This window comes from Pseudomonas sp. TCU-HL1, from assembly GCF_001708505.1.
GTDB lineage: Bacteria > Pseudomonadota > Gammaproteobacteria > Pseudomonadales > Pseudomonadaceae > Metapseudomonas.
In genome coordinates this window covers 2,158,366-2,177,069 of sequence record NZ_CP015992.1, presented here as the reverse complement: position 1 = coordinate 2,177,069, position 18,704 = coordinate 2,158,366, and the positions used below count along the sequence as shown (strand labels likewise).

At 63.5% G+C, this 18,704-nt stretch carries 15 protein-coding genes; 5 read left to right on the top strand and 10 right to left on the bottom strand.

The genetic code is table 11. The features are described 5' to 3' along the window. Nucleotides 1-230 precede the first annotated feature (230 nt). Nucleotides 231-536 (bottom strand): hypothetical protein, encoded by a 306-nt coding sequence (locus THL1_RS10070; protein WP_069083137.1) that lies wholly within the window; start codon nt 534-536, stop codon nt 231-233. A gap of 261 nt (nt 537-797) precedes the next feature. Here THL1_RS10070 and THL1_RS30985 point away from each other — a divergent pair, with 261 nt between their 5' ends. Both THL1_RS30985 and THL1_RS30595 read left to right on the top strand, forming a co-directional pair. Then, entirely contained in the window at nt 798-920 is a 123-nt protein-coding gene (locus THL1_RS30985; RefSeq protein WP_257785020.1) for a hypothetical protein, read from the top strand. Nucleotides 921-1,503: 583 nt separating this feature from the next. Then, the gene (locus tag THL1_RS30595) at nt 1,504-2,166 is read left to right on the top strand and encodes a hypothetical protein (RefSeq protein ID WP_237234785.1); all 663 of its coding nucleotides are present in this window, start codon (nt 1,504-1,506) and stop codon (nt 2,164-2,166) included. Between the two features lie 130 nt (nt 2,167-2,296). On the opposite strand, the gene THL1_RS10045 is transcribed toward THL1_RS30595, so the two are convergent. From THL1_RS10045 to leuC, 7 genes are all read right to left on the bottom strand, one after another. After that, nucleotides 2,297-5,197 carry a FimV/HubP family polar landmark protein gene (locus THL1_RS10045; RefSeq protein ID WP_069083133.1) on the bottom strand — a complete coding sequence of 967 codons (2,901 nt, stop codon included), beginning with the start codon at nt 5,195-5,197 and terminating at the stop codon, nt 2,297-2,299. A 142-nt stretch (nt 5,198-5,339) separates the two neighbouring features. Continuing rightward, entirely contained in the window at nt 5,340-6,368 is a 1,029-nt protein-coding gene (locus THL1_RS10040; protein WP_069083132.1) for an aspartate-semialdehyde dehydrogenase, read from the bottom strand. 108 nt (nt 6,369-6,476) lie between these two features. Next, on the bottom strand, nt 6,477-7,589 hold the full coding sequence (asd, locus tag THL1_RS10035; RefSeq protein WP_069083131.1) for an aspartate-semialdehyde dehydrogenase: 1,113 nt from the start codon (nt 7,587-7,589) through the stop codon (nt 6,477-6,479). A 57-nt stretch (nt 7,590-7,646) separates the two neighbouring features. Further along, on the bottom strand, nt 7,647-8,729 hold the full coding sequence (leuB, locus tag THL1_RS10030; protein WP_069083130.1) for a 3-isopropylmalate dehydrogenase: 1,083 nt from the start codon (nt 8,727-8,729) through the stop codon (nt 7,647-7,649). A 42-nt stretch (nt 8,730-8,771) separates the two neighbouring features. Next, nucleotides 8,772-9,536 (bottom strand): class I SAM-dependent methyltransferase, encoded by a 765-nt coding sequence (locus THL1_RS10025; RefSeq protein ID WP_069083129.1) that lies wholly within the window; start codon nt 9,534-9,536, stop codon nt 8,772-8,774. 20 nt (nt 9,537-9,556) lie between these two features. Beyond that, nucleotides 9,557-10,201, bottom strand: coding sequence for a 3-isopropylmalate dehydratase small subunit (gene leuD / locus THL1_RS10020; RefSeq protein ID WP_069083128.1), 645 nt, complete (start codon nt 10,199-10,201; stop codon nt 9,557-9,559). Nucleotides 10,202-10,216: 15 nt separating this feature from the next. After that, nucleotides 10,217-11,641 (bottom strand): 3-isopropylmalate dehydratase large subunit, encoded by a 1,425-nt coding sequence (gene leuC / locus THL1_RS10015; RefSeq protein ID WP_069083127.1) that lies wholly within the window; start codon nt 11,639-11,641, stop codon nt 10,217-10,219. A 168-nt stretch (nt 11,642-11,809) separates the two neighbouring features. Between leuC and THL1_RS10010 the strand changes: the two genes are divergently transcribed. Continuing rightward, on the top strand, nt 11,810-12,697 hold the full coding sequence (locus THL1_RS10010; RefSeq protein ID WP_069083126.1) for a LysR family transcriptional regulator: 888 nt from the start codon (nt 11,810-11,812) through the stop codon (nt 12,695-12,697). A gap of 114 nt (nt 12,698-12,811) precedes the next feature. Beyond that, a complete protein-coding gene (locus THL1_RS10005; protein ID WP_069083125.1) occupies nt 12,812-16,492 on the top strand; it encodes a sensor domain-containing protein in 3,681 nt (1,226 codons plus the stop codon). Between the two features lie 66 nt (nt 16,493-16,558). On the opposite strand, the gene THL1_RS10000 is transcribed toward THL1_RS10005, so the two are convergent. Further along, nucleotides 16,559-17,005 (bottom strand): Hsp20 family protein, encoded by a 447-nt coding sequence (locus tag THL1_RS10000; RefSeq protein WP_069083124.1) that lies wholly within the window; start codon nt 17,003-17,005, stop codon nt 16,559-16,561. Nucleotides 17,006-17,207: 202 nt separating this feature from the next. Then, nucleotides 17,208-18,182 carry a tRNA dihydrouridine synthase gene (locus THL1_RS09995; RefSeq protein ID WP_069083123.1) on the bottom strand — a complete coding sequence of 325 codons (975 nt, stop codon included), beginning with the start codon at nt 18,180-18,182 and terminating at the stop codon, nt 17,208-17,210. A gap of 126 nt (nt 18,183-18,308) precedes the next feature. On the opposite strand from THL1_RS09995, the gene THL1_RS09990 reads away from it, so the two are divergent. Then, nucleotides 18,309-18,701 carry a hypothetical protein gene (locus tag THL1_RS09990; protein WP_069083122.1) on the top strand — a complete coding sequence of 131 codons (393 nt, stop codon included), beginning with the start codon at nt 18,309-18,311 and terminating at the stop codon, nt 18,699-18,701. The last annotated feature ends 3 nt before the right edge of the window (nt 18,702-18,704 follow it).

Here is an 18,704-nt window from a genome sequence, read left to right as displayed (position 1 = left end):
GTTCAGGTAATTGACTTGGCCGTTGGCCGCCTCGGTGAGTCCGCGTTTCGCGGTCGCCACAGGGTGACCTCCAATGGCAGGCCTCGGCCAATCGTGGCCGAGAGCTGGTAGATACGGAGGGTAATAGCCGCCTGGGCGATCAAGGGCAACGAATCAAAGGCAGCGCACTAGGAAGTTGAGCAAAGCCCTTGGGGGTTCAGATACCTTTCCGAATCTGTGTCTCACCTCCTTTACAAAACCTCAAAATCGTAGTCAGCGAATACTGCAGAAGGAGCCTTGAAGAAGAGATTGAGCACGATATCGGCCTCATCTAAATCAGGCGACTGATAGGGCAAGCAGAAGAGTGGTCCCCAAACGCTTACGGCGTCATAGACGAAAACTCCACTCGTTTCATGAGGGCCGTAAATCTCTCGCAGGCGAGCCCTGATCAGCTCTTCAACGACCTCCAGATCCATGTCGTCGAGGACGCGCTTCTTGTCGATCAGATACTGGGCAGATACCCTCAAGTTTCCCCTGTCGACAAGGAATTGATGCATAGCGCGCAGCCTCGAGAATGAGTGAAGGCCGAATGATATCAATGAGTCGTCGATTTTACAGCGCCATTGTTTTGACTTGCATGCAGCGTCTACCTAGTTCCTGCAGGCGATTCGCGGGTCTCGCGCAAACGGACCAGAAGCAAGGGAGGTAGCGCTCCCGCCTGCCCCTTCCCCGCTTCACCTTTTGCGCGCTCACACCGTGCCTTTTTGCTGGTACGCCGGCAGCTGTTCCCCATCCCACGCAATCGCGAAGACCTCGTCATGAGCAACGTCCGTTTCCTCCCCCTGCGCGCTGCCATTGAGGCGCTGGCCCTGAAAGGCATCCAAACCCAGGGCGACCTGGTCGCCACAGGTAAGCAGCTGCGAGAGGTGAAGCATGGCTAGCCGTCGGCAGAAGCGACTCCGCAAGGGCATGTCGCAGGCTACCTGCTGACCCTCATCACCTTCACCGGCTGGAGGGGCGTCAGCGCTTGGTTCGGAAAAATCACCGCTGAACAACCCGCCGGAGCACCGTACGCGGCCGCATCGAGCAGGCCGCGCCCATGGAACCCAAGCCGCTGCCGAGCCGCCGCGAGCACCTCGAGGCGCGCACCCAAGGCCGCCAAGGCACCGATGCTGGCGAAGGAAAGGCCCGCCACCCTCGCCGAGCGCCAGGCTGCTCGCCGCGCCGAGTGGGCGCCGACGGTGCGCGAGATGACCCAGACCTACAACATCACGCAGATTGCCGCGAGGCTCAGCGTGGTCCACACGATCCTCGCCACGATCGGGCACGAGCACAGCATCTCGTTCCAGCCCTGGAAGAATGCTGCCCAGATCGCCGTCGAAGCCCGCGATCGGGTGTTCGCTGATCGCCTACAGGCCTTCCTGCAGATAGACCTTACCAAGCCTCCGGCATCGGCTATCGCGCCCTCAAACGGGTGCGCAAGGCCGTCAACCCGCACTTCCCTGATTCGGTGGAGGCCTGAACATGGCCAAGACCCAGCAGGAACGCGACCAAGGCACCGCCGAGCGGAGACAGCAGGCCGGCGAGATGGAGCTACGGCACCAAGTTGTCGAGGGTACGGAGGCCGCGCTGGCCGCCATCATGGAGTGGCACGGCTTCGAACAGAAGGCCGAGGCCATGCAGATCCTGATCATCAACACCCACGCCCTGGGCCCTGAGTTCTCAGCAGTAGCAGCGGCGACCAAGCCCTGTCCCCGGACGCCTGCCGAAGACCTTCGCCACCGGCTACGGCCTGGCCCTAGTGCCATGCTCGACGAACTCGCGCAATGGCGCGGCTCCACCAGCCTGGCCGTGGCTGTAGAGCATCTGATCTTCGAAACCTACCTGCTCGGGCCGGAAGGCTCCGCTCACCTGGTCACGACTTCGGAAGGCAAGCAACTCACGGAGCCAATGCTGCGCCAGCGCTTCGAACCGGCTCGCAAGCGCGCGGTCGAGCGGGCGACGGAGAACGGCGACCCGGACCTGGCCGAGGCCATCCTGCAGTTCCGGTTCCACGACATCCGGCCGAAAGCCGCCTCAGAAATCGACAGCCTGGAGGACGCTTCCGACCTGCTCGGACACACCCAGCAGGAGATCACCAAGCGGGTTTATCGGCGTGTCGGCAAGGTCGTGAACCCCGTGAAATAGCGAAGGGGTTGCGGAAATGGCAGGAGTAGTTGCGGAAATGGACGAGCTAGGAGTGGCGGAGTTGACGCCCTTCTGAAACGCCAGCGGCAGCCGAGGTGGCTGCCGCTGCGGGTACTACTTCGGTCATCTATCAGCCGAGTCGTGCGATCAGTTCGCGCGCTTCCTGTTGCTGGGCGTCACTCCCCTCGGACATCACTTCGTCGAGGATGTCGCGAGCACCTTCGGTGTCACCCATGTCGATATAGGCGCGAGCCAGGTCCAATTTAGTCGCGGTTTCATCAGTGCCGGAAAGGAAGTCGAAGTCGTCTTCTTCATCCAGGCCAATCTCGGGAGCCTCGTCTTCCAGCACGGCAACCGGCTCCGGTGCGTGCTGAAGGCTATCCGAAAGCTGGTCCAGTTCGGCACTGACCTCGTCCAGCTGGACGGAGAAGCTGTCGTTGTCGGCGACCGGCTCGGCCAGCGACTCCTCGGGCAGGGACAGATCGAAGTCCGCCGGCAGGTCGAGCAGACCGCCACTGGCAGCCTCCACTCCCGGCACAGCAGGCTGCTCGGTGGCCAGCGGCGCGTCGAGGTCGCCGTCCAGGCTGAGCAGGAAATCGTCCTCATCGTCGGAAACCGACTGAGCGGCAGGCTCCAGATCGAGGCTGAAATCGGCGAGATCATCGCTCAGTTCGAGGGATTCGTTACCGCTCAGCAGCTCATCGTCGGCGCCGATGTCGAGATCGAATGCCAAGTCGTTTTCTGCTTTGGTCGGCTCCACCGGAGTGTCAAAGGCCAGATCATCCAGGCTCAGCTCATCGACAGGCGCAGCAGCAGGCTGAATGGCAGTGGGCTTGTCGCCGCCCAGTTCGAGCTCCAGATCGGGATCGAGGTCGTCCAGGCTCAGGTCGAATGCATCATCCAGATCCGTACCAGCCACAGCGGGCGCAGTCGCCGGCTCGTCGTCCAGAGTCAGGTCGTCGAGGCTGAAGCTATCCAGATCATCATCCGCTACGGCCAGCCCGGCAGCCAGGGTAGCGCCAACGGCGGCTGCGGCCATTGCGGGGTACTTGCCTTTCAGCTGCTCAATGTCGCTGCCAGCACCACCGATCTCACGCAGCTCGCCTTCCTGGCGGGCGAAGCCGTCACGGTCACCCAGCTCAGCATGAACCTCCATCAGCTTCAAGCGCAGGTCGCTGCGATGAGGCTCATCGTTGATGGCGTTCTGGAGCAGCTCGGCAGCCTGATTGAAACGGCCGTAGGCGATATAGATGTCAGCCTCGCTGATCACATCACCGGTCTGGGCTGTGACGCGGTCTTCCGCCTTGCTAGGGGCCGCCTCAGGAGCATCGGCCACAGCCGCTTCCAGCTCAGGACTGTCGAAGGCGGCAAAGCTGTCATCCTTCAGGTCTAGGCCGGTATCGAAGCTGTTGTCGTCATCCTGCGCGGAGAGGCTGTTCTGCAGTTCGGCCTCTTTCAGCGCATTGCGACGCGACAGCACCATCAGCAGGACCAGCAGGGCAACCAGCGCACTGCCGCCGGCCAGCAACAGGAGCATCGGGTTAGCCAGCACATCGTCAATGATGCTGGAAGACGGCGGCTCGGTCACCGGCGCGGCGGGAGCGGCCGGAGTGGTCTGCACCGGGGTCACCGGTTTCGCGGGCTCGACAGGGGCCGCTGGAGTAGCCGGCTGGGCCGGTTGCTCAGCAACCGGAGCGGCGGGCTCGGCAGGCTGCGCGGGGGCGGTGGGTTGCTCCGGGGCAGCCGCCACGGGAGCTGCGGGCTGGGTGGGCACGGCAGCTACAGGCGCGGGTTGTGCCGGGGCAACAGCAGGCTTGGCCGGCTCTGTGGGCGCGGCCGCCGCCGGAGCAGCAGGCACCTGCTTGCCTTGCACACTCATATCGGCCTGGAGCTTGGCGAGCTGGTCATCCTTGAGCTGAATCAGACGCTGCAGCTTGTCCATCTGGCTCTGCAGGTCGGTCATGCGACCTTTCAGCTCTTCATTCTCGCGACGGGTCGAGTCCAGGCTTTCCTGGGTTACCGCCAGTTTGTCGCTGAGCGCCTTGCTTTCGCCATTACCGCCCTTGTCGCTGCCACTGGAGGATTTACCGCTGGCGGCAGAAACCAGACGCAGGTTGTCCTGAGTCTCGACTTTCTCGGGGGCAGCACCCGCGCTGACGCGCTTGGTGGCATCCAGCTGGCGCTTGCCCTCCCCGGCCAGGCTACGACCTTGGCGCCAGGCAGTGTTCTGCGCCTGGACCTGGGCGATGGCGTCGGCCCGGGATCGACTGGCAATCTGTTTCTCATCCGGCAAGCGCAACACCTGCCCGCTCTTCAGGCGGTTGATGTTGCCATCGACGAATGCATTCGGATTCAGGTCCTGAATCGCCAGCATGGCCTGGTGAACCGAGCCGCCAGCACGGGTGCGCTCGGCAATTTCCCAGAGGGTGTCGCTGGACGTGGTGCGGTAGTGATCCGCCGGGGCCTTGGCGGCCGGAGCAGGTGCTGGGGCGCTCGGGCGCGGTGCGGCGGCGACAGGCGCAGCCGCCGGAGCGGTACGAACAGGCGCAGGGGCAACGGCAGGGCGAGGCGCGGGGGCAGGTGCGGCAACGGGAATCTGCGGTGCAGCGGCTACGGCAGTTTGCGGAGAATAGAGCGGCGGATCGAGGAGCAGCGTGTACTCACGCAGCAACCGACCATTGGGCCAGAGTACTTCGACAAGGAAGTTCAGGTAGGGCTCGCGGACCGGCTTGGTCGAGGTCACCCGAATGACGCTACGGCCATTGGCCTTCAGCACCGGGGTGAACTTGAGGTCCTGGAGAAAATACTGGCGATCGACGCCGGCCTTGGAGAACTCCTCCGCAGTCGCCAGGTTCGACTTGACCTCAGCAGATGCCAGGTCGCGCACCTCGAGCAGTTCGATCTCCGCATCCAGGGGCTGATTCAAGGAAGAGCGCAGGGTGACTTCCCCAAGCCCCAAGGCATTGGCCATGCCCGAAGTCAGTGCGGATGCGGCCGCGATTGCCAGCACAAGTTTGCGAACCCGAACCATAGAGTGATTCCCTTGTTTTATCTTTTTTCTCGCATTGCGAGAGGAGGGTCTTAAGTCGCTGCCTGCGCACGCCTGAACGGCGGCTCCCCATCAACGATAAGGCCAAGCCAGTATTGTCAAGCTAGAATATTTCTACAAATTTTCAGGTAAGTATCTTTGACAGATAGTGTTTTATCAACAACTCGGCGGACTGCACAGCATTGAGCGCAGCGCCTTTTCTTGCATTATCTGAAGCAATCCACAAATTGAGTTCGCAAGGATCATCCAGCCCTCCGCGAACCCGACCTACATATACCGAATCCTGCCCCACGGCGTCGCCGACAGCGGTCGGATAGTCGCCCTCCTCCTCCACGAACTCGACGCTCGGTGCTTGCGCCAGGCGTTCACGGACCGCAGCGACATCCACAGCACTCTCGGCCACGAGGGAAACCGCCAGGCTGTCGCCGAAGAAGACCGGCGCCAGCGCACAGGTCGCAGAGATGCGCATGCCGGGCTCGCCGAGGAGCTGCTTGATCTCGGCGACCAGGCGCCGCTCCAGACTGATGTGCCCTTCGGCATCCGGTGTGCCGGCCTGGGCCAGGATATTGAAGGCGATCTGACGATCGAAGAAACGAGGCTCCAGCGGGCGCGCGTTGAGCAGTTCCGCCGTCTGCCGGGCCAGTTCGGTAACGCCTTCACGCCCGCGACTGGAAACCGCAAGACTGGCCGCCACAGTGAGGCGTTGAGGCTTGAGCAGGCCCTTCAGCGGAGCCAGTACGCAGGCCAGGGCAACAGCTGAAGCACTCGGACTGGCCAAGCGGTAGGGCGCGGCAAGGCCTGCAAGCAATTGCGGATTGGCTTCAGGCACCAGGCTCGGCGCATCCCCTTGATCCAGGGCACCGGACAAGTCGATCAGCGAACAGCCCACCGCCGTGGCACGGTCCGCAAAGCTGCGGGTAACGGCCTCACCTGCCGCGAAGAACGCCAGGCGCACCTGGGAGAAGTCGAAGTCGGCTACATCTCGCACTCGCAGGTTGCGGCCCTTGAAGGGCACCGAGGCACCTGCGGACTCGCCGCTGGCGAGCAGGTAAAGGTTACCGACCGGAAAATCCCGCTCATCGAGGAGCTGGACGAGAGTTTCGCCAACGGTGCCGGTGGCGCCGATTACGGCGATGTCGAGGGACTGGCTCATGGGGGTTACTTCTGGCGATGCGGGGAGCGGCACTTTAACCGCCACCCCGCATGCAGGCAATCAAGGGGTCGTGGGTACCGGCGAGCCTCATCGGTACCCGACCGCCCCTCAACGCTCCAGCAGGATGCGCAGCATGCGGCGCAGCGGTTCGGCTGCACCCCAGAGGAGCTGGTCGCCCACGGTGAAGGCGCCCAGGTACTGGGAGCCCATGTTCAGCTTGCGCAGACGGCCGACCGGAACGCTCAGGGTGCCGGTCACGGCGGTCGGGGTCAGCTCGCGCATGCTGATTTCACGCTGGTTCGGAACCAGTTTCACCCAAGGGTTGTGCTGGCTGATCATGCCTTCGATGTCGGCGATCGGCACGTCCTTGTTCAGCTTGATGGTCAGCGCCTGGCTGTGGCAACGCATGGCGCCGATGCGCACGCAAATACCGTCAACCGGGATCGGGCTCTTGAAGCGACCGAGAATCTTGTTGGTTTCGGCCTGGCCCTTCCACTCTTCGCGGCTCTGGCCGTTGGGCAGTTCCTTGTCGATCCAGGGGATCAGGCTACCGGCCAGGGGCACGCCGAAGTTCTCGGCGGGGAAGTCCTCACCACGCATGGCTTCAGCCACTTTGCGGTCGATATCGAGGATGGCGCTGGCCGGGTTGGCCAGTTCGTCGGCCACCGCCGCATGGGTCGCGCCCATCTGCTTGATCAGCTCACGCATGTTCTGCGCGCCGGCGCCGGAAGCGGCCTGATAGGTCATGGCGCTCATCCATTCCACCAGACCGGCCTCGAACAGGCCGCCCAGGGCCATCAGCATCAGGCTGACGGTGCAGTTGCCGCCGATGTAGTTCTTGGTGCCCGCATCCAGGGATTGATCGATGACACGGCGGTTGACCGGATCGAGGACGATCACCGCGTCATCCTGCATGCGCAGGCTGGAAGCCGCGTCGATCCAGTAGCCTTGCCAGCCGGCTTCACGCAGCTTGGGGAACACCTCGTTGGTGTAGTCGCCACCCTGGCAGGTCAGGATCACATCGAGGCTCTTCAGCTCGTCAATGCTGTAGGCGTCCTTCAGCGGGGCAATTTCCTTGCCGACCGCGGGGCCCTGGCCACCGACATTGGAAGTGGTGAAGAACACCGGCTCGATCAGGTCGAAATCCCGCTCTTCCAGCATTCGCTGGATGAGCACGGAACCCACCATGCCGCGCCAACCGATCAGACCTACACGCTTCATGACAACTACACCTTTCTTGAAAAAGTGGGCCGCTGGTTATCCAGCGAGCCCGACAGATTACAGATTCCGCAGTGCCGCAACCACTGCATCGCCCATTTCGCGGGTACCGACCTTGGTCGCACCGGCAGAGTAGATATCACCCGTCCGCAGCCCCTGGTCCAGCACCAGGCTGACGGCCTTCTCGATGGCGTCGGCGGCAGCGGTCTGGTTGAAGCTGTAGCGGAGCATCATCGATACAGAGAGTATGGTCGCCAATGGGTTGGCGATGCCCTGGCCGGCGATGTCCGGTGCCGAGCCGTGGCAAGGCTCATACATGCCCTTATTGTTCGAATCCAGCGAGGCGGAGGGCAGCATGCCGATGGAGCCGGTGAGCATGGAAGCCTCATCCGACAGGATGTCGCCGAACATGTTGTCGGTGACCATCACATCGAACTGCTTGGGCGCGCGCACCAGTTGCATGGCAGCGTTGTCGACGTACATGTGGCTGAGCTCGACGTCCGGATAATCCTGGGCCACCTCTTCCACCACTTCGCGCCACAGCTGGCTGGAGGCCAGGACGTTGGCCTTGTCCACCGAGCACAGCTTCTTGTTGCGCACGCGGGCCATGTCGAAGCCGACGCGGGCGATGCGACGAATTTCGCTCTCGCTGTACGGCAGGGTGTCATAGGCCTGACGCTCGCCATTCTCCAGCACGCGCTGCTCGCGGGGCTGACCGAAATAGATGCCGCCGGTCAGTTCGCGGACGATGAGGATGTCCAGGCCGGCAACCACTTCCGGCTTGAGGCTGGAGGCCTCGGCCAGTTGCGGATAGAGGATGGCCGGGCGCAGGTTGGCGAAGAGACCCAGTTGCGAGCGGATTTTCAGCAAGCCGCGCTCCGGACGGATGTCGCGCTCGATCTTGTCCCACTTCGGACCACCCACGGCGCCCAGCAGCACGGCATCCGCCTTGCGCGCGCGCTCCAGGGTCTCATCAGCCAGCGGTACGCCGTGCTTGTCGATGGCAGCGCCGCCGATGACATCTTCGGTCAGCTCGAAACCAAGCTGGAACTTGTCGTTGGCCACTTCCAGCACCTTGACCGCCTCGGCCATGATTTCCGGGCCGATGCCGTCGCCGGGAAGAATCAGAATCTGCTTGCTCATGCTTTCCTCTCGTTAGGCGCACTCCGCGCCATGCTATTCGTTCTAGCGTTCGGCCCAGAGCACCAGGACATCAGTGCTGAAGGAGCCGTCCGCGTCAATCTCGAAATACGCTCTAACCTCTTCGCCCACAGCGTTCTGCAGGGCCAGGATCGCGTCGCGAAACACCGAGGGGGTGCGCATGCGCTCGATCCACGAGGAGAACTCCAGGCGCAGCCGCTGGCGCGTATGGCTGCGGGTTTGCAACCCCGCCTCGGCCATCTGGCGCAGCCACTCGGCAGGCGAATAGTTGCGCACATGGCTGGTGTCGCGCAGCACTTCCACCGCCTGCAGATGGGTATCCAGCAAAGGACGCCCCGGCGAAGCGACGTCAATGAAGGCCGCTACACCGCCCGGCTTGAGGACCCGGCGCACTTCGCGCAGGGCGACACCCAGATCGCTCCAGTGGTGTGCCGAATAGCGGCTGAAGACGAAGTCGAAGCTGGCGTCAGCAAAAGGCAGCGACTCCGCTGCGCCTTGCTGAGTGAACACATTGCCGAGGCCACGTTCGGCAGCCGCGCTCGCCACGACATCGAGCATATGCCCGGAAAGGTCGTAAGCCACCACCTCGCCCACCAGCGGGGCGACCTGGAAAGCTACGTGGCCGGCACCACAACCGAGATCGAGGACGCGGGCATCGTCGCGCCCCGCCACTTCGGCCTGCAGCAGCGCGAACTCGCTTCCCTGGGCATGCACAGCGCTGTTCAGGTAGGCACTGGCCTGCTCGCCGAACTGGCGCTGGACCACCTGCTCATGGTTTTTTTCGCTCACGTCATCCTCCGGCGTGCGGTTCAGGCGTCGCGGAACAGCCAGGGACTGCCCTGACGGTACTTGTCTTCAAAGGACCTGATCGCCTCCGCGTCCTGCAGGGTCAGGCCGATATCGTCGAGACCGTTGAGCAGGCAGTGTTTGCGGAAAGCGTCGACTTCGAAGCTGTATTGCTTGCCGTCGGGACGGGTCACGGTCTGCGCCGCCAGATCGACGGTCAGTTGGTAGCCCTCGCTGGCTTCGCACTGCTGGAAGAGTTCGTCGACTTCCTCGTCCTTCAGGATGATCGGCAACAGGCCGTTCTTGAAGCTGTTGTTGAAGAAGATGTCGGCGTAGCTCGGCGCGATGATGGCGCGGAAGCCATATTCGTCCAGGGCCCACGGCGCGTGCTCACGAGAGGAGCCACAGCCGAAGTTCTCACGGGCCAGGAGCACGCTGGCGCCCTCGTAGCGCGGGAAGTTCAGCACGAAGTCCTTGTTCACCGGACGCTGGGAGTTGTCCTGGTTCGGCTGGCCGACGTCCAGGTAGCGCCACTCGTCGAACAGGTTGGGGCCGAAGCCGGTACGTTTGATCGACTTGAGGAACTGCTTCGGAATGATCTGGTCGGTATCGACGTTGGCGCGATCCAGCGGAGCGACGAGACCGGTGTGTTGGGTAAAGGCTTTCATCTCGACTCTCCTTCCTTACTTGATCAACTCGCGAACATCGACGAAACGGCCGGTCACCGCAGCAGCGGCAGCCATGGCCGGGCTGACCAGGTGAGTACGACCACCCGCACCCTGACGCCCCTCGAAGTTGCGGTTGGAGGTGGACGCGCAATGCTCGCCGCTCTCCAGGCGGTCAGGGTTCATGGCCAGGCACATGGAGCAACCCGGCTCGCGCCATTCGAAACCCGCCTCGATGAAGATCTTGTCCAGGCCTTCCTGTTCAGCCTGCTGCTTGACCAGGCCGGAACCCGGCACCACCAGCGCTTGCTTGATGGTGGCAGCGACCTTGCGCCCCTTGGCAACTTCGGCGGCGGCACGCAGGTCTTCGATACGCGAGTTGGTGCAGGAACCGATGAATACGCGGTCCAGCTGGATATCGGTGATCGCCTGGTTGGCGACGAGGCCCATGTATTTGAGTGCGCGCTCGATGGAACCGCGCTTGACCGGGTCGACTTCGACGGCCGGGTCCGGCACGCGCTGATCGACCGGCAGCACCATCTCGGGCGAAGTGCCCCAGCTGACCTGCGGGATGATCTCTTCGGCACGCAGCTCGACCACGGTATCGAAGTGGGCATCGGCATCGGACACCAGCTCACGCCAGGCGGCTATGGCCTTGTCCCAATTGGCGCCCTTCGGCGCGAACGGTCGGCCTTCGACGTAAGCGATGGTTTTTTCGTCCACCGCCACCAGGCCGACGCGGGCACCGGCTTCGATGGACATGTTGCAGATGGTCATGCGGCCTTCGACGGACAGGTCGCGAATGGCGCTGCCGGCAAACTCCAGGGCGTGGCCATTGCCACCCGCGGTGCCGATCTTGCCGATCACGGCGAGCACGATGTCCTTGGCGGTGACGCCAGCGGGCAGCTTGCCTTCAACGCGCACCTGCATGTTCTTCATCTTCTTCGCCACCAGGCACTGGGTCGCCAGCACGTGCTCGACTTCGGAGGTACCGATGCCGTGGGCCAGTGCGCCGAACGCACCATGGGTGGAGGTGTGGGAGTCGCCGCAGACCACGGTCATGCCAGGCAGGGTGGCGCCTTGCTCCGGGCCCACCACGTGGACGATGCCCTGGCGGACGTCGTTCATCTTGAACTCGAGGATGCCGAAGTCATCGCAGTTCTCGTCCAGGGTCTTGACCTGGATGCGCGACACTTCATCGGCGATGGCTTCGAGGCCGCCCTGGCGCTCGGCACGGGTGGTCGGCACGTTGTGGTCCGGGGTGGCGATGTTGGCATCGATGCGCCAAGGCTTGCGACCGGCGAGGCGCAGCCCTTCGAAGGCCTGCGGCGAGGTCACTTCGTGAAGGATGTGACGATCGATGTAGATCAGCGACGAACCATCGTCGCGGCGCTTCACCTCATGAGCATCCCAGAGCTTGTCGTAGAGCGTCTTGCCGGCCATCGTCAGGTCCTCATCAGCTTGTTTCTGTACGCAGGGATCGAAAGCCCCTTTTGCTTGTGAGGTCGATCGTAGGGGCTTGCATCAAATAACTCAAATTCATATTTTTTATTTAAAGCATTCCATCCAGGAATGCGAAGCCTACGGGTCCAGCAACCACGGAGTCCATGTATGGATTTGGCCAGCCTCAATGCTTTCATCGCTATCGCCGAGACCGGCAGCTTCTCGGAAGCGGGAGAGCGCCTGCACCTGACTCAACCGGCGGTGAGCAAGCGCATCGCGTCCCTGGAGCAGCAGCTCAGCGTGCGCCTGTTCGATCGCCTGGGCCGTGAGGTGAGCCTCACGGAAGCCGGCCGCGCCCTGCTCCCCCGCGCCTATCAGATCCTCAACGTGCTGGACGACACCCGCCGGGCACTGAGCAATCTGTCCGGCGACATCAGCGGCCGCCTGACCCTGGCCACCAGCCATCACATCGGACTGCATCGCCTGCCCCCATTGCTGCGCGCCTTCACCCGCGCCTACCCACAAGTGGCGCTGGATATCCAGTTCCTCGACTCGGAAGTGGCCTATGAGGAAATCCTTCACGGCCGCGTGGAGCTGGCTGTGATCACCCTGGCACCGGAAACCGCGCTGCCGGTCCAGGCGGTGCCGGTGTGGAACGACCCGCTGGACTTCGTCGCCGCGCCGGAACACCCGCTGGCCCGCGACAAGACCATCTTCCTCCCCGATGTGGCGCGGCACCCGGCGGTATTCCCCGGCGGCAACACTTTCACCCACCACATCGTCCGCCGCATGTTCGAGGCCGAGGGCCTGACACCGAACATCGCCATGAGCACCAATTACATGGAAACCATCAAGATGATGGTGTCCATCGGCATCGCCTGGAGCGTGCTGCCGCGCACCATGCTCGACGACTCGGTGGTACGCCTGCCGCTGCAGGACATCCAACTGTCGCGCCAACTGGGCTACATCCTCCACACCGAACGCACCCTGTCCAACGCAGCCAAAGCCTTCATGGCGCTGCTGGATGCGCAGCGCGACGACCTTGCATACCTGTAAGGGCTAAGGCTAAGTTGAGCCGCACCACATAAGAACAGGGTCGGGAAGCCGTCAGGCGTATCCCTGCGATTCACCGACCCGAACAACTGCCCTATCGCCGGAAAAGGGGCGCGCATGCGCAAAGCCAGTGACCCGAATCCCCCGCTTCCCCATATTGCTGCCCTCGACCCCGTCGCCTTCGAGCAATCCTGGCAGGACGCCCCCAGCCTGCTGGCAGCGCTGAACGGTGCCCGACTGGGCGCCTGGTCCTGGGATATCGATTCCGGCCGGGTCAGTTGGTCCCGCGGTGCGCAGGCGCTGTTCGGCATCGACCCACACCACCCCCTGAGCGAGCCGGTGGACTACATCCAGCTGATTCCCGAGGACGATCGAGGCGAAGTGCTGCGCCTGTTCCAGGAAGTGCTCGATGGCCGCCAGTCCGAGCGCGCCTTGCGCCATCGCATCCGCTGGCCCGACGGCAGTCTCCACTGGCTGGAAGTCAGCGGCAGCCTGCAACCCCCGACCGACGGCAAGCGGCGGATGATCGGCGTGATGCGCGACGTCACCCAGCAACAGCAGCGCGCCCAGGACCTGCTCAATTCACAGCAGCGCTATTCCAGCCTCTTCCACCTGAGCCCGGACGTCGTGCTGCTGGTCCGCCTGACCGACAGCCTGATTGTCGAAGCCAACCAGCATTTCGAAGACGTATTGGGCTGGCCCGTGACCGAAACCATCGGCCGCACGACACTGGAACTGGGCATCTGGGACGACCTTGGCCAACGCGAATGGTTGCACAGCAATGTCCGAAGCAATCGCGCGCCGGTCTACCAGGAAGTGAAACTGCGCACGCGCAACGGCAACACCCTGGACGGCCAGCTGTCCAGCCAATACATCGAACTGGAAGGTCAGCCCTACCTGATCAGCACCTTCCTCGACACAACCGAACGCAAGCGGGCAGAGAACGCCCTGCGTATCAGCGAAGAGAAATACGCCAAGGCCTTTCGCAGCACACCCGACGCAGTCGTGATCACCGACCGGGCGAGCGGCCGCTTCCTGGAGATCAATCTCGGCTTCGAACGCCAGTTCGGCTGGAGCCAGGAAGAAGCCATCGGCCAGAGTTCGCTGGAACTGGGCATCTGGGAAGACCCGCAGCAACGCCAAGAGATGCTCGATTCCTTGCAGCGCCACGGTCATCTCAGCGAACTGGAGGTGAACTTGCGGCACCGTAATGGCGACCGTGCTACCTACCTGCTCTACGGCGAAGAAATCGAGCTGGATGGTCGTATCTGCCTGGTGCTGACGGCCCGCGACGTCACCCGCCAGCGCGCCCAGGAGCAGGCCCTGAAAGACAGCCAGGAACGCCTCAACCTGGCGCTGGAATCCGCCGACCTGGGCACCTGGGACTGGCACATCGCCAATGGCACGCTGTACGGCTCGGCTCGGGCCTCAGCCCTTCACGGCCTATCCAAGGAACCGTTCGAAGGCGAGTTTCGCGACTTTTTCATCTGCGTACCGGAAGAAGACCGCCAGAGCATGCGCCGCGCTTACCAAGCGCTGCTGGACGGGCAAGAGAACGACTACCAGGTGACCTATCGCTCGCGCTTCAGCGATGGCGAAGTCCACTACCTGGAAAGCACCGCCAAGCTCTACCGCGATGAACGGGGCCGACCGCAGCGGATGACGGGCATCCTCATGGACATCAGCGAACGGGTCCGCCGCGAGCAACGCCTGGCGGCCTCGGAGGAAAAGTTCGTCACCCTGTTCCAGGCCAGCCCCGACCCCATTTGCGTTTCGCGCATCCGCGACGGGCTGTTCATCGAGATCAACCCGAGCTTCAGCGAAGTGTTCGGCTGGCAGCCGGAGCAGATCGTCGGCCGCAGCGCCCCGGACATCCAGTTCTGGGCCGACCCCGACCAGCGCTCACGCCTGTTCGCCGAGCTGCTGCGGAACCAGGGCCTGGACAACGTGGAGGCACGTTTCCTGACCCGCGATCGCCGGCTCCTGACCTGCGTGGTCTCCAGCCGCTTCATCCGTGTCGAGCGCCAGCTTTGCATCACCACGACCTTCCGTGACATCACGGCACGCCAACAGGCCGAAGCGGCGCTCAAGGCCAGCCAGGAAAAGTTCGCCAAGGCGTTCCACTCCAGCCCCGACGCCATCACCATCACCGAGCGCGACACCGGCCGATACATCGAGATCAACGAAGGCTTCAGCCGCCTGACCGGCTACCGCACCGACGAGGTGCTGGGCCGCACCGCCAGCGAAATGAACATCTGGGCCGACCCGACGGAACGCGAGCACCTGATCGACCTGATCAAGCGCAACGGCCGCGCGCATCATCTGGAAATGCTCGGCCAGCACCGTGACGGTAGCCAGAAAGTGGTGGAAGTCTCGGTGGAACAAATTGACCTGGATGGCACGCCCTGCCTGCTGCTCACCGCACGGGACATCAGCGCCCTGAAAGACGCCCAGGCACAAATCCAGCACCTGGCCTACCACGACCCGCTGACCAACCTTCCCAACCGCGCCCTGCTGACCGATCGCCTGACGCAGCAGATTTCCCTGCTGCAACGCCACAGCATGCGCGGCGCCCTGCTCTTCCTCGACCTCGACCACTTCAAGCACATCAACGATTCGCTCGGCCACCCGCTGGGCGACGCAGTACTGAAGATGGTCACCGCACGCCTTGAAGCCAGCGTGCGCCTGGAAGACACGGTCGCACGACTCGGCGGCGATGAGTTCGTGGTGCTGCTCACGGGCCTCGAAGGCAAGCGCTCCGAGGTCACCCGTCAGGTGCGTGGAATCGCCGACAAGCTGCGCAAGCTGCTCGCCGAGCCCATGCTGCTGGAAGGGCACCGTCTGCAGGTCACCCCGAGCATCGGCATCGCCCTCATTCCAGATCACGGCGCCAGCCCGGCCGACCTGCTCAAGCGCGCCGACATCGCCCTGTATCGGGCCAAGGACTCCGGCCGCAATGCGATCCAGATATTCCGCAGCACCATGCAGGAAGCGGCCAGCGAGCGCCTGCGGCTGGAGAACGACCTGCGCCTGGCGCTTGCCCGAAGCGAGTTCGAATTGCACTTCCAGCCCCAGGTGGATGCCCGCACCAACAAAATGGTGGGCTGCGAAGTGCTGCTTCGCTGGCATCACCCAACCCTGGGCCCGCAGTCGCCTGGCCAGTTCATTCAGGTGCTGGAGGAAAGCGGCCTGATCCTGGACGTAGGCGCCTGGGTGCTGGATGAAGCCTGCCACGCTTGCGAACAGCTGGTGGCGGAGGGACTGGCCGATGCCCGGGACTTCAGCCTGTGCGTCAACATCAGCCCCCGGCAGTTCCGCCAGAGCGACTTCGTCGAGCGGGTCGAACGCTGCCTGCAGCGCAGCCGCCTGCCGGCACGCATGCTGAAACTGGAGATTACCGAAGGCATCGTCATCCAGAATCTGGACGACACCATCGGCAAGATGCGTCGCCTGAAAAAACTGGGCGTAAGCTTCGCCATGGACGACTTCGGCACCGGCTATTCATCCCTGACTTACCTGAAGCGCCTGCCGGTGGATGCGCTGAAGATCGACCAGTCCTTCATCCGCGATTCCACCCAGGACCCCAATGACGCGGAGATCATTCGCGCCATCGTCGCCATGGCTCGCAGCCTCGGCCTGGAAATGATCGCCGAGGGCGTGGAGCATATCGAGCAGTTGAACTTCCTCGAACAGCAAGGGTGCTATCTCTACCAGGGCTACCTGTACAGCAAGCCGCTGCCCCTGATCGAGTTCCGCGCCCTGCTGGCCCATAGCCTGCAACGGCCAGCTCGAACCTGAAAGCAGGTAAGAAAGAGGGCGCCCTTGGGCGCCCTCTTCTTCTCGGCTCGCGTGGTCGCGTGGAGATCAGCTTTCCAACACTGCACGTTGTCCGTTGATCGGGATGCGCTTGGCCTTGGCCTCTTCCGGCACGATGCGCACCAGATCGATGTTCAGCAGGCCGTTCTGCAGAGCGGCAGCCCTGACCTCGATATGATCGGCCAGGCGGAACGACAGCTTGAAGGCACGCTGGGCGATGCCGTGATGCAGGTAGGTGACGGACTCGTCGCTCTTCTCGCGCTTGCCGCCGCAGACCGTCAGCACGCCGCGCTCGACCTGCAGGTCCAGGTCTTCTTCCTGGAAGCCGGCTGCGGCAACGACGATGCGGTATTGGTCATCACCGTGCTTCTCGACGTTGTAGGGCGGATAGGTGCTGCCGCCCTCATTGCGCAGGGCAGACTCGAACAGGTCGTTGAAGCGGTCGAAGCCCACGGAATGGCGGAACAGAGGGGCGAGGGAAAAAGCAGTGCTCATGGTGATCTCCTGAATAATCAGCAAGTGTTCAAGTGCGGGACCCGACTTCGGCATCCCGCAGTCACCTAGATAGGGGCGCCCTGCTGCATTTCAAGCCCTCGAGGAAAAACCATGCGGAAGGTCATGGTCATCACCGGTGCCAGCCGCAGCATCGGCGCCCCCCGCCCGCCTTGCCTGACCTTCGCTCGACGACGCTTCGTGCTCAAACGGCCTCGGCCCACTCCTGCGCCAGGTCCGGCACCCCGAGCAGCGCATCGATCCGGGTACAGTCGTTTTCCCGCCGCACGTCGGTGAACAGCGCCACCGCCTCGGGATAGCTGCGGGTGAGCATGCCCAGCCACTGTTTCAGGCGCCCCGGCGCATAGCGTGGCGCCAGTTTGCGGCGGGCCTGTCGCCAGAAATCCTGGAGCAAGGGCAGCAGCTCCGCCCAGGTCATTTCCCGCACCGGCTCACCCGCGCGTGCAGCGGCAATCTGGCGAGCCAGGTCCGGACGCGACACCAGCCCACGACCAAGCATGATGTCTTCCACGCCGCTCACTTCGCGGCAGCGGCGCCAGTCATCTAGGGTCCAGACCTCGCCATTGGCGAACACCGGCACCTTGACCGCCTCCTGCACGCGCGCCACCCACTCCCAATGTGCCGGCGGCTTGTAGCCCTCGACCTTGGTCCGTGCGTGCACCACGATCTGCTGGGCACCGCCCTCGGCCAACGCCCTCGCACAATCCAGGGCGCCGTCCGGGTTTTCGAAGCCGAGACGCATTTTCGCCGTCACCGGAATCTGCGCCGGCACGGCACGACGAACCTCGCGAACGATCGCGTGGAGCAACTCGGGCTCCTTGAGCAACACGGCGCCGCCTCGGGACTTGTTCACCGTCTTGGCCGGGCAGCCGAAATTGAGATCGATGACCGGCGCACCCAGCTCGCACGCGAAGGCAGCGTTATCGCCCAGGCACACCGGGTCGGACCCCAACAGCTGGACCCGCATGGGGGTGCCGGCGCGAGTGCGAGCGCCGTCGGCGAGTTCGGGAGCCAGCTTTTCGAACGTGCTGGCTGCCAGGAGTCGGTCGCAGACCCGGATGAATTCGGTGACGCACCAGTCGATGCCGCCGACGCGGGTCAGCACATCGCGGAGGATCTCGTCGACCAGCCCCTCCATGGGGGCCAGGGCGATTTGCATGAATGACAGGCTCGAAGGAAAAAGGCACGTAGTTTACGCAGCAAGACGGACGGCGAATATCCCGGGGAGCATCCGGCAGGACTGGTGGTCGAAATTTCACCTCTTCGGCGCAGGAGAACTGCCAGGATGAATTCCCTTGTACCCGTCCTTGCCGCACTTACGCTGGCAACCACGGTCGTCTTCGCCGCCAGCGAAGCCATCATGTCGTCGCCGCTGCAAGCCGTGCCGGACGCCCTTGGCGAGCTGCTGATCAGCCATGACGAAAACGTACCGGATGCCTGCGACATCGACCTTTATGTTCAGAACGAACTGGTGGCGCAGATCGCGCCCGGCCAGTCGGTCAGCATCCCGGTACCCGCCGGGGAGGTGGCGCTGCGGGTAGCGCCGAATGCATCGGGATACTGTGCCGCACAGCCCCCGGGCATCCCTCAATCCGCCGTCATCCAGCCTGGGGAGGTCCGCCACTTGCGCATCGTGCAGAATCCGCACGAAGTATTCCTCGCCCCCGCAGCGGACTGAGCC